This window comes from Paenibacillus sp. CF095 (assembly GCF_900101225.1).
GTDB lineage: Bacteria > Bacillota > Bacilli > Paenibacillales > Paenibacillaceae > Paenibacillus.
The window spans coordinates 184013-196229 of the sequence record NZ_FMZN01000001.1; the positions used below are offsets into that span (position 1 = coordinate 184013).

The 12217-nt window shown below is 46.9% G+C and carries 10 protein-coding genes; 8 read left to right on the forward strand and 2 right to left on the reverse strand.

The features are described 5' to 3' along the window. Positions 1-221 precede the first annotated feature (221 nt). From BLS69_RS00865 to BLS69_RS00890, 6 genes are all read left to right on the forward strand, one after another. Positions 222-1082, forward strand: a complete 861-nt coding sequence (locus BLS69_RS00865) for an ABC transporter permease (RefSeq protein WP_223200008.1) — start codon at positions 222-224, stop codon at positions 1080-1082. 16 nt (positions 1083-1098) lie between these two features. After that, positions 1099-1980, forward strand: a complete 882-nt coding sequence (locus tag BLS69_RS00870) for a carbohydrate ABC transporter permease (protein WP_091027870.1) — start codon at positions 1099-1101, stop codon at positions 1978-1980. Between the two features lie 55 nt (positions 1981-2035). Continuing rightward, positions 2036-3643: an ABC transporter substrate-binding protein gene (locus BLS69_RS00875; protein WP_017686933.1), complete on the forward strand. Its 1608-nt coding sequence runs from the start codon at positions 2036-2038 to the stop codon at positions 3641-3643. A 25-nt stretch (positions 3644-3668) separates the two neighbouring features. Continuing rightward, a complete protein-coding gene (locus BLS69_RS00880) occupies positions 3669-5141 on the forward strand; it encodes a glycoside hydrolase family 32 protein (protein ID WP_091027872.1) in 1473 nt (490 codons plus the stop codon). A 28-nt stretch (positions 5142-5169) separates the two neighbouring features. Continuing rightward, the gene (locus BLS69_RS00885) at positions 5170-6072 is read left to right on the forward strand and encodes an ROK family protein (protein WP_091027875.1); all 903 of its coding nucleotides are present in this window, start codon (positions 5170-5172) and stop codon (positions 6070-6072) included. Between the two features lie 242 nt (positions 6073-6314). Then, complete coding sequence (locus tag BLS69_RS00890) at positions 6315-6758, forward strand: GNAT family N-acetyltransferase (RefSeq protein ID WP_091027877.1); 444 nt, start codon at positions 6315-6317, stop codon at positions 6756-6758. 245 nt (positions 6759-7003) lie between these two features. Here the strand turns inward: BLS69_RS00890 and BLS69_RS00895 are convergent, their stop codons facing one another. Together BLS69_RS00895 and BLS69_RS00900 are read right to left on the reverse strand one after the other, a co-directional pair. Further along, positions 7004-8254 (reverse strand): MFS transporter, encoded by a 1251-nt coding sequence (locus BLS69_RS00895; RefSeq protein WP_091027879.1) that lies wholly within the window; start codon positions 8252-8254, stop codon positions 7004-7006. 56 nt (positions 8255-8310) lie between these two features. Next, positions 8311-9150, reverse strand: coding sequence for an ArsR/SmtB family transcription factor (locus BLS69_RS00900; protein ID WP_176872525.1), 840 nt, complete (start codon positions 9148-9150; stop codon positions 8311-8313). A 439-nt stretch (positions 9151-9589) separates the two neighbouring features. On the opposite strand from BLS69_RS00900, the gene BLS69_RS00905 reads away from it, so the two are divergent. Together BLS69_RS00905 and BLS69_RS00910 are read left to right on the forward strand one after the other, a co-directional pair. Further along, complete coding sequence (locus BLS69_RS00905) at positions 9590-10822, forward strand: MFS transporter (RefSeq protein ID WP_091034755.1); 1233 nt, start codon at positions 9590-9592, stop codon at positions 10820-10822. Positions 10823-10893: 71 nt separating this feature from the next. Then, entirely contained in the window at positions 10894-12216 is a 1323-nt protein-coding gene (locus BLS69_RS00910) for an LLM class flavin-dependent oxidoreductase (RefSeq protein ID WP_091027882.1), read from the forward strand. Position 12217 lies beyond the last annotated feature (1 nt).

Consider the following 12217-nt stretch of genomic DNA (forward strand, 5'->3'; position numbering starts at 1 on the left):
TTGACTAAATCCGTTTAAACCTGATAAATTGTAAATTATTAAATAGGCAATTGTAAATATTGAAAGCCCTTACTGAAAACAATTGTCAACTTCTAGAATGGAACGGGGGTATTGTGTTGGATAACATAGCCGACAGCAAAAAGGGCGAGGGAAGGGTACTGAAAGTGAGGACGACAAGCGGTCATAGGTTGCAGCAGCTCAAAAAAAATTACTTTTTATATATGTTGCTTGCACCAGCCTTAATTTTGACTCTTATCTTCAAGTACATTCCGATGTACGGAGCCATCATTGCGTTTAAGGATTTCAGTCCGATCAAAGGCATCATGGGCAGTGATTGGGTAGGACTGAAGCATTTCGAGAAATTTATAGCTTCACCCAATTTCGATATCATTTTAATGAATACGCTTAAACTCAGCTTTTTGGGATTGATATTCAGTTTCCCGGTGCCCATTTTACTGGCACTCATGCTGAATCAGGTACGCAAAGCTGGCATCAAGAAAAATATTCAATTGTTTCTGTACGCACCCAATTTCATCTCGGTTGTTGTGGTTGTGGGTATGCTGTTCATCTTCCTCTCACCGACAGGGCCAATTAATCAATTAGCCACATGGATTACAGGTCAGCCAATCATGTTCATGTCTGAACCGGAATATTTCCGCTGGATCTACATTTTGTCCGATATCTGGACCGGAGCCGGCTGGGCTTCCATCATATACGTTGCGGCTTTGGCCAATGTTGATCCGGAGCTTCACAATGCGGCTAATCTGGATGGAGCCAATCTCCTTCAGCGTATTCGCCACATTGACCTTCCAACGATTCGTCCGATTATGGCCATCGTCTTTATCCTTGCAGCTGGCGGGATTATGTCCATTGGATTTGAAAAGGCCTATCTGATGCAGACGTCCATGAACCTGCCGTCCTCCGAGATTATTGCCACATATGTCTACAAGGTGGGGTTACAGTCTGGAGATTACGCTTATTCTGCGGCAGTTGGATTGTTCAACTCGGTTATCAATGTGATTTTGCTGGTGACGGTGAATCTGATTGTGAAGAAATTGAATGAAGGCGAAGGCCTCTATTAGGAAAGGAGTATTATCCATGGTTGTTAAACACACGGGAATGGATCGATTGATCCTCACACTCAATGCCATTTTTCTCACCTGTGCTGTACTGGTTGTGGTTGTTCCCCTGATTTATATTGTTATCGCCTCATTCATGGACCCCACTGTGCTACTGAATCGTGGACTGTCCTTTAATGTATCGGACTGGAGTCTGGACGGATATCAGATGATTTTGTCCAATCCAGCCATGATCCGGGGGTTTGCAAATGCGGTATTGTACTCGGTTTCCTTTGCACTGATCACCGTGACTGTATCCATATTTGCAGGTTATGCATTGTCGGATGATAGGCTCGCGGGACGTGGGTTTTTCATGATTATCTTTATCATTACCATGTTCTTCGGCGGGGGATTAATCCCTACTTATCTACTCATACGTAATCTCGGCATGCTGGATACGGTGTGGGCGATCATCATCCCTGGAGCCGTTAACGTCTGGAACATCATTCTCTCCAGAACCTTTTTCAAAGGAGTCCCTCGAGAACTGAAAGAAGCTGCAAATGTGGATGGCGCCTCTGAGATGAAGATTTTCTTCCAGATCGTCATTCCGTTGTCGAAACCGATCATTTTTGTACTCGCACTTTATGCGTTCGTTGGGCAATGGAATTCCTATTTTGATGCAATGATCTATCTGGATAATCCGAAACTGCATCCGTTACAGCTCGTTCTGCGTTCCATTCTGATTCAGAATCAGGCTGCACCTGGCATGATCAGTGATCAGCTTGCGATGGCAGAACTGAAACGGCTCTCCGAGATGATTAAATACTCAGCGATTGTCATTTCGAGTCTACCACTCATCATCATGTACCCGTTCTTCCAGAAGTATTTCGAAAAAGGTGTCATGGTCGGTTCCCTCAAATAGTGAACAGCCTGCGATACAGTAAGTTGATCCAATCCAACTCATGGAGGTCATTATTATGAAAAAAGTGAACAAATCCAGAAAAGCCGTTACAACGGCATCCATTTCCATGTTATCTGCAATGCTCTTTCTAACCGCCTGTGGCGGGGGTGGAGGCGGCGCGGCAAGTGAGGCGCAATCACCTGATGGCAAGGTGACATTGAATTTTATAACACAGAGCTCTCCGCTGGCTCCCGCTGATCCGAACGACAAGCTGATTAACAAGCGACTCGAAGAGAAAACCAATGTGCATATCAACTGGAAGAACTATACGAGTGATGTGTTTGCAGAAAAAAGAAATCTGGCGGTCGCCAGCGGTGATTTGCCGGATGCCATTTTTGATGCAGGTTACGGGGATTATGATCTCCTGAAACTGGCGAAGGACGGGGCGATCATTCCACTTGAGGACATGATTGAACAACACATGCCCAATCTGAAAAAGGTGCTGGAGGAAGCTCCCGAATACAAGAGCATGATCACGGCTCCAGACGGACATATCTATTCATTCCCATGGATTGAAGAACTCGGAAGTGGCAAACAACGGATTCAGGCAGTGGATAACTTGCCCTGGATTAATGTGGAATGGCTGAACAAGCTTGGACTGAAGATGCCAACGACAACCGAAGAACTGAAAGAAGTATTGATCGCGTTCAAAACCCAAGATCCTAACGGCAACGGTAAGGCAGACGAAATTCCGTTATCTTTCATTAACAAACCGGGCGGAGAAGATCTAACATTCCTCTTTGCGGCATTTGGACTCGGAGAGAACTGGGATCATACCGTGGTAACCAATGATGGGAAAGTGGTCTTCACGGCAGCTGATGAAGGCTACAAGGAAGCGGTTAAATACATTCATGAGCTGGTTCAGGAAGGTCTCGTCGATGTTGAGTCGTATCAGCAGGATTGGAACACGTATCTTGCGAAAGGCAAGGACAACAAGTACGGCATGTACTTCACTTGGGATAAGGCTAACATTACAGGCATGAATGATACGTATGATGTTCTGCCTCCGGTTGCTGGACCTAACGGCGAAGTTAATGTCACAAGAACAAACGGGATTGGGCTTGATCGTGGTCGCATGGTCATCACCAGCAGCAATAAAAACCTGGAATCCACAGCGAAGTGGGTAGACCAATTGTACGATCCGCTCCAATCCGTACAGAACAACTGGGGTACCTATGGAGATGAGAGTCAGCAAAATATTTTTGAATTTGATGAAGCCAAAGGGATGCTGAAGCATCTTCCGCTGGAAGGATCTGCACCTGTGGAACTTAGACAAAAAACCAGTATCGCAGGACCATTGGCCATTCTCGACAGTTATTATGACAAATACACAACCAAACCGGAAGATGCGGCTTGGCGGATGGAACTTCTCGACAAGGTTATGGTTCCGCATATGAAAGCGGAGAACGTATATCCAAGTGTGTTCTTCTCCATTGATGAACTGGATCGATTGTCCACGATTGAGACCGATCTCTTCGCCTACGTGTTACGTCTGCGTACAGAATGGTATCAGAACGGGAAAATAGATCAGGAATGGGATGCTTACTTGAAAGAGTTGGATCGCCTTGGATTGCAAGAATGGCTACAGATTAAACAAGCGGGATATGACCGTAATAACAAATAAAGAAAAGTACGGAGGAGAAACCATAATGTCGACAATTCTTAAACAAGATTACAGAAATGAATACCATTTTTCACCGAAAGAGAAGTGGATGAACGACCCAAACGGCATGGTGTTTTTCAATGGGGAGTATCACTTGTTCTACCAGTATCATCCGTTTGGTACTACATGGGGACCGATGCATTGGGGTCACGCGGTAACCCGAGATCTCGTCACTTGGGATGAACTTCCTGTAGCTCTGGCACCGGATGAACATGGCATGATTTTCTCCGGCAGTGCGGTGGTGGACTGGAACAATACTTCCGGATTTTTCGAAGATGAGCCGGGGTTGGTAGCCATTTTTACACATCATCTGGAAGTACCAAATGAGCATCCTGTTCAGCGTCAGAGTCTGGCGTATAGCAAAGACAACGGCAGAACCTGGGCTAAATACGAGGGTAATCCGGTATTAAAGCATGAGTCCTTTGTAGATTTCCGTGATCCCAAGGTGTTCTGGCATGAGCAGACCAAGGAATGGGTTATGATTATCGCTTGTGGTCAAACGGTATGTCTGTACCGATCTCCCAATCTGAAGGATTGGACGCTAGGAAGTGAATTTGGCGAAGGGATCGGTTCACACGATGGCGTGTGGGAATGCCCGGACTTGTTCCCGCTTGCAGTGGATGGAGATTCAGGGCAGGTGAAATGGGTGATGCTCGTTAGCATCGGTGCAGATCCTGCTTTTAAAGAAGGATCCAGAACACAATATTTTACCGGAGATTTTGATGGAAGAACATTTGTCCCAGATGAGGCATCCCATACGATTCGCTGGATTGATCATGGCCGGGATAACTATGCGGGAGTTAGTTGGTCTGACATTCCGGCTGAAGATGGCAGACGCCTGTTTATGGGGTGGATGAGCAACTGGATGTATGCCAATCAGACGCCAACCAATGATTATCGTGGAGCAATGACCATTGCACGGGAGCTGTCTCTGGAGACAAGAGCCGGAGAAGTAATACTGATTCAACGTCCTGCACGTGAACTTAAGCAAGCCCGTACGCCATTATTGTCCCTACAGGATGCTTCGATTCAGCAAGTGAGTGAGCAGTTGAACGCTTTGCAACTAGTGAACTATGAGATCCATGCAGAGTGGACTCCAAATCAGTCGTTCCATTTTGCCTTAAGAAGCGGAGCTGACAACGAAACTCTCGTTGGCGTAGACGCCAACCGAGGGGAAGTGTATATCGATCGTAGTGGATCGGGTATCGGCGATTTTCATGAACATTTCCTGAGCCGTCATACAGCTGAGTTAAAGGCACCGAGTGCGAATCAAAGTTTGCGTATCTTTGTAGATCATTCATCTGTGGAGGTATTTGCAAATGATGGTCAGGCGGTTATTACGGATCTGATCTATCCGGATGTGGATTCCAAGGGCATCTCTGCTCATGCCGAAAATACTGATCTGGTCTTCTCTTCACTTCATATCTATGAGATATCACCAACCAAGGCTAAAGGTTAATTGTAATGAAGGAAAGGAGTCCAGAACGATGCGTATTGGAGCCATAGAAGCGGGCGGAACAAAGTTTGTATGTGGTGTAGGTAATGAGCATGGACAGATAGAAGATCGGATCAGCTTTCCAACAGAACATCCGGAGACCACTCTTGCCAAGGTGATCGACTATTTCAGGGATAAAGATGTGGAAGCAATGGGGGTCGGCTCCTTTGGTCCGATTGATCTGCAACCGGATAGTCCCACCTATGGTTATATTACGACCACACCTAAGCCTGGGTGGGGAAACTGTAATGTGATTGGAACCTTGAAGCATGAATTTCCGGTTCCTTTTGGATGGGATACGGATGTGAATGCTGCCGCGCTCGGTGAAGTGACGTGGGGAGCGGCGCAAGGGCTGGACAACTGTGTATATTACACGATTGGTACAGGCGTCGGTGTTGGACTTGTGGCAGGGGGCCAACGAGTCCATGGATTGTTACATCCCGAGGGTGGACATATTCGCACAAGACGCCATCCAGACGATCACTTTGCCGGATTATGCCCGTATCATGGCGATTGTCTGGAGGGTATGGCTGCAGGACCAGCCATTGAAGCCCGTTGGCAGATCCCTGGCAGTGAACTGCCGGCAGATCATCCGGCGTGGGAGATCGAATCCTTTTACATTGCGGAGTCGATTACAACGGCCATCTTGCTTCATTCGCCGCAGAAAATCATCTTGGGCGGTGGTGTGATGCAGCAAGATCATCTGTTTCCTATGATCCGGGAACAGGTAGTGCGGAATCTTAATGGTTATGTGAATGCAGCCCCAATCACGCAACATATCGACCAATATATTGTGCAGCCCGGATTGGGCCAGCATGCAGGCTTGTGTGGTGCGCTCGCATTGGGTCTGGAAGCATTGCAGCAGCATGCAGCACAAGCTTCACGTGTTTCATAGTTTTCTAAAATAATCTACATCCCAGAAGGGATGGCTGCGGGTTCGCTTATTTGTATAAGCAAGACTGCACCGTCCTTTTTGGGCTTTTTTATTTTTTGAGGAGTTCAATAGGTTTGAAAAAAAAGTGCGTTCTAAAATCCGATGTTGCTCAAGTGAGCTGCCAAAGGTATGATTTTTAGTGTTCTATAGTGCGATAAGATATTCAAAAATTAACGTGTCTCCACTGGAAAGGAATTCAACCAATGAACCCAATAACAATACGTCAAGCTGTACAGGCAGACCAAGAGCAACTGGCCGATTTGCGAGCCTTGGTACTATACGATGATCTAACCAGGCTGGGAAGGTACGATGATGTGAAGGTACGTGAACGTTTCCGCAATACATTCGACCCTGTCCAGACACAGATTATTGAAGTGGAGGGTTCAATGGTAGGTTGTGTAGCGTTGAAGCCCAAGTCTGAGGCATATCTATTGGAACATTTCTACATACATCCCGATTATCAGGGCCAGAGAATAGGAACTCAGATATTGAACATGCTGCTGGAACAGGATGAAGTTCAGGGGAAAAGGGTTATTTTAAATGTTTTGCAGGGAAGTCCTGCTCGGCGATTGTATGAACGATTTGGATTTATATTGGACAGTGAAGATGAGGTCGATGTATTTATGTCGGTCCAATTGAAGGAATAGTATGATCGCGATATGTAATCAAGTTCACTTCATATTTACACGATAATGGAGAGTATAGAAAAAAATCTTAAGAAGCGAAGAGTTGGCTTTTATCTCACAATTACCACCTATGTCGGGATACCAGTCCCGCATGTTTGGGAAGTGGGGGACAGATGTGGTATCATGGCATGTTTGAGGTAAACTGCTATCGTTGTCACACGTCAAAAGCGTCGTTCCAATAAAAAGGGACGGCGCTTTTAGTGTTGTTAACTGCTTGTAATACGAACTTTATTGGATGGCTTATGTAGTAGAGTATCGAGATCGCCATTCAAATTTTTCAGGTTCGGGAGAAATAAAGCAGCTATCGAACAGATGAAAGGAAGAAGACCTAAAGACAGAAATAGGAAGGGAAGGCCATAGACTTCTGCAACCGCTGCACCTGCAAAAGCACCTACGGGCTGTAATCCTCCACCAATCAGGAATCGGATCGAATTAACCCGGCCTTGTAGACAACTGGGCACAAGCGTACCATGTAACGAAGAGCTTAGAGAACCGAAGAAAGGTCCGGCTGCTCCTGCAGCACATAAGGCAATAAGTGCAAATGGGTAACTCGGAAATAGTCCCAATAAAGCGTTGAAAAGCCCAATCACAGCTAAGCTGCACAGCATGACCGTGCGTCTTCTCTTGATTTCACCCATCCACGAGATAATAGTTAGTCCTGCTAGTGTGCCAAATGCCGAAGCCGTGGTCAGAGTGCCCATGGCGGCGGCATCCCGGTGCAGCACTTCGCGGACAAAAGGAATCATCATGGTCCAGATGGCTACAGAGGACATATTGCTGATCGAAACCATTACCATAATCGATAGCATGGCTGGGAATCGCCGATAAAAAGTGAAGCCCTCTCCAATATCTTGGATATAAGCTTTAAGAGAAAAAGATGTTTGTGCTACTGGTTTCTGCATTGTGGGCAGATAGAGCAGTGCCGTGATGGCTGCAATGTAGCAAATAGCGTTGATGCCTAATGTTGGTAACGCTCCAGCTGCAGCCGTTAGAGCTCCGGCAAAGGCTGGTCCCAGCAAAGCAGCGGCATTTCGACAACCATCAATCACTGCGAATGCCCGCAGCAGTTTGTGTTTGCCAGCTACGCCCGGTACAACAGCCATGGCCGTTGGCATGAAGAGGGCGGAGCAGGCCCCGCTGAGTGCTGCGGCGAGAAATAGGTGCCAAAGTTGTAATTGGCCCGCGATACCCATACTTAGCGGCAACAAAAGAGCCAACAGTCGTACTGTAGCCAGTCCGGCCATGAACCGTCCACGATGCAGTCGGTCGGACAGCGGTGATCCAAGTAGCCGGAAGGCTACCTCGGGAATGCTGAAACTTAGTGCCATAGCACCCATGGCTAACTTAGAGGCAGTTAATTCATAAACAAGCCATTCCATGGCCAAAAGACCAAACACATCACCGAGAGAGCTAAGAGTAACAGTAGCCAATAAACCGTAATAACTTCGCTTCAGCATTAAGGTTCCTCCGTATGATAGAATAGTGCAATTTGTGGAGATGGAGATGCTTGAACTCAACCTTCAATGTAAGCTCCAATCTGCCGTGGAAGGTTGTTTAGAGCTTCCAAGCGCAGGCTATATTCGGTGTTTTTGTAATCATAATGCACGATAATCAGCCCGGCTGCTCGCAAGGCTATTAGATGGTAATGCACCGTGCTCTTGGACAGTCCAACCTCACGGACAATTTCAGTGAAGGTCATCTGTTTACCAGCCAGTAGTCTTAAGATGAACAGTCTGGTTTCATCGGACAGTGCCCGGGTTAGACGCAGTAACCCAGGGTCTGGTCGTCCCGGTTCTGTTGGAAGAATATCGCAAGAATAATTAGTGAAGATCATCTCGTCAAAGATCACTGAGGTGACAAATGGACGTGCATGATATTGAGGGATGAGGATTATTTTTTTTAGCGTATGGTTGGGATATATCCTCATGCCCTGTGTAGCTTGTTCATAGACTTCTTGGTCATTCGTCCCGTTCAGACTGGAACGTCTCGATTCAGCTTCCAAAAAGAGTCCCTCAATAATTGCCGGATCGATGTGCCCAAAATACTGAGTATCCCATTCTCGTAGCACTTCGGATGTCCGATTGCGCAATTCGGGCAGATTGGAGGGGACAGATAACTTAAAGCGAGCGGCGATGTCATACAATTGTCCTGAGGACAACTCTTCAAGCCAATTCAAAAAGCCATTCACCGAACGTTCCCCTGAACAGCTCCATATATATGGCGCAAGGCTGAAATTGTCTGTGGCTTTCATCGTATCTCGCATTTGTTGAAGTTTGGCTGGTGAGAATCGATCCTGTACATCACGAACCCATCGTTTCCCGGCATCCAGGTTAGTATGATTTTGTTTACTCATAAAAGCGCTCAGGGTGCTTACACATTCATAAATTGGCGCAAAATCAACTTCTACTGTGTAGTTCATAAGAGTTTAGTTCCTTTCTGGATTAGTTCTATATTTATAGAACAAGTAATTAATTTTATATTATACGAACTTATTTGTTGTTTCAACATAAATTTTCCATGTTCGTACCAAACATCCTGATTCCACAAAAAATGTTTCACCAGAAGGAAAGCGAAAAACGTACCACTTATACAAGAGGATTTTTGTCTACACCGATGATGTGAAAATGCGTGAGTGTAAACGAAAACCCATACGAAATAAAGGTATAGACCCATTCATTTAATTCTTGAATGGGTCTATTGAACTTTTCTATTATACTTTCCGATGACGTTACCCTAATATGGATAATAACCTACTTTTTATATAGGAATTATATAGTATGGAGAATGCCAAGATGCCACAATGGAAGAGAAATCTGTATATTCTGTGGTTCGGCCTGTTTTTCAATCATATGGCGTACTCGCTATCCGTTCCGTTCTTTCCTATATTCCTGCAAAATGATCTCGGTATCCAGAGTGGCTTGGAAGCTTGGTCGGGTATCTCCATTTCCATCAGCTTTCTGATCAGCGGATTATGCGCACCCTTCTGGGGATCACTGGCTGATAAATATGGCAGCAAACTGATGCTGGTCCGTTCCGGAGTGGGGCTAGGCATTGCACATCTGGCTAACTTCTTTGTGTATGATCCGTATACGTTTATCGCGGTGAGGGTCTTTCAGGGACTCATGGCTGGTTTTCATCCCGCCTCGATTACACTGATCGGCACCAATACTCCGGAGAAACAGGTGGGTTATGCACTTGGCGTGATCTCTACGGCCAGCGCTGCGGGCGGAATTCTTGGTCCTCTTGCCGGTGGTGTATTGAGTCACTGGATCGGACTGCGGGGATGTTTCATTGCATCCGCTGTAATTACATTGCTCGCGGCTCTGATGGTCCTCGGTGTTAAGGAGTCACGACAAACTCGTACGATCGTTCCAACGAAGATCATAGGGGATTTGAAAAGAGCGGCTTCCACGCCGGGTTTGATGCGAATCTACGGTTTGATTCTCTTAGTCTCGACCTCCGTGCTCATCATCGAACCGGTGCTGACGCTCTATGTGGTCCAGATTGGCGGAGATATTGGCAGTGCAACACTCAGTGCAGGAATTGTCTTCTCGGCGATTGGTGTGGCAACCGTCATTATGGGGCCGCGATGGGGGAAGATTGGTGGAAGGATCGGATACGAGAAAACCCTGTTTATCGGTCTGATCGGCGGTGGGATTGGCAGTCTGCTGCAAATGACAGCAACGAATCTGATTTATTTTGGCAGCCTGCGATTTGTTTATGGTTTGTTCTTTGCGGCAGTCTATCCGGCGCTTAATGCCCTGATCATCAAATATGCTGATCACGATTTTCGTGGGAGGGCTGTCAGTCTGAGTCAGACGGCGAGTCAGTTCGGTATTGTGCTTGGACCGTTAATTGGTGGTTTTCTCGGTGGATGGATCGGCATTCCGTTTATTTTTCTATTTACAGGGATTGTATTGCTTGGAGCGGCTTGGGCAGTCCGGGTAAGTGATGTGAAACAGGCGGATAAACCGGGATTAGGCATGGCAACAGCAGAAGTTAGCGGAAACAGCATAAAGAAATGATGAAACGACTCTCAGAGATAAAAGGATACTCGAACTGAATGGTCATCACCACAACATAGGGAGGAATATATATGTCGCAACGACAATTGAAGTTGGGAGCCAATCTGAACGGAGTGGGTAACAGCATTTCCTTTTGGCGTCACCCGGATATTCCAATTAACGCGAGCGTTAGTCTGGAATTCTACAAGAAGCAGGTGCGTATCGCGGAAAAAGGGAAGTTTGATCTGCTCTTTATTGCAGATGGCCTCTTCATTAACGAGAAGTCCAATCCACATTTTCTCAATCGCTTCGAACCTCTCACGCTTCTGTCCGCACTCGCTGGGGCAACTTCCCATATCGGGCTGGTTGCTACATTGTCTACTTCCTATAGTGAGCCCTTCACGGTTGCGCGGCAATTTGCCTCGTTAGATCAATTAAGCGGTGGGAGAGCCGGATGGAATGTGGTTACTTCACCTCTGGAAGGATCGGCACTTAATTTTGGCAAAGGCGAACATCCGAACCATGCGCTGCGCTACGAGATTGCGGAAGAACATCTGAATGTGGTCAAAGGACTTTGGGATTCCTGGGAGGACGATGCCTTTATCGGAGACAAGGAACAGGGCGTATTTTTCGATCCTGCTAAGCTACATACGCTAAATCACAAGGGAGCGCACTTCTCGGTACAGGGTCCGCTTAATGTGGGGCGTTCGAAGCAGGGGCATCCGGTGATTTTTCAGGCGGGCTCATCTGAATCTGGTAAAGATCTGGCCGCCCGATCGGCAGATGCCGTCTACACGGGACATGAGACGTTGGAGGAAGCAAAGGAGTTCTACCGCGATGTGAAAGCAAGAGCGGTGGCTTATGGACGCAAGGCAGAGGATATCCTGATCTTCCCGGGCATCGGCCCCATTGTGGGTAGAACAGCGGAAGAGGCTGAGCAGAAATATCAGGAAATTGCCGAACTGGTGAGTATTGATCAGGCGTTGAATTATCTGGGACGTTACTTCGATCATTACGACTTCTCCCAGTTCCCGCTGGACGAACCTTTCCCTGAGATTGGGGAGATCGGCAGCAACAGCTTCCGCAGTACAACAGACAAGATTAAGCAGCAGGCACGGGAACAGGGGCTGACCCTGCGCCAAGTCGCGTTGCTGGCATCCACTCCACGTACATCGTTCATTGGTACACCGGATCAGATCGCAGATCAGATTCAGGAATGGTTTGAAGGCGAAGCGGCAGACGGATTCAATGTTCGTACCGTGGTGCCCAATGGATTGGAAGATTTCGTGGAGCTGGTTGTTCCGGTTCTGCAAGAACGAGGGCTGTTCCGTACGGAGTATGAACATGAGACGCTAAGGGAGAATCTGGGTCTTGAAATTCCGCGTAACCGGTATACGTTAGAGAGTGTAAGATAGA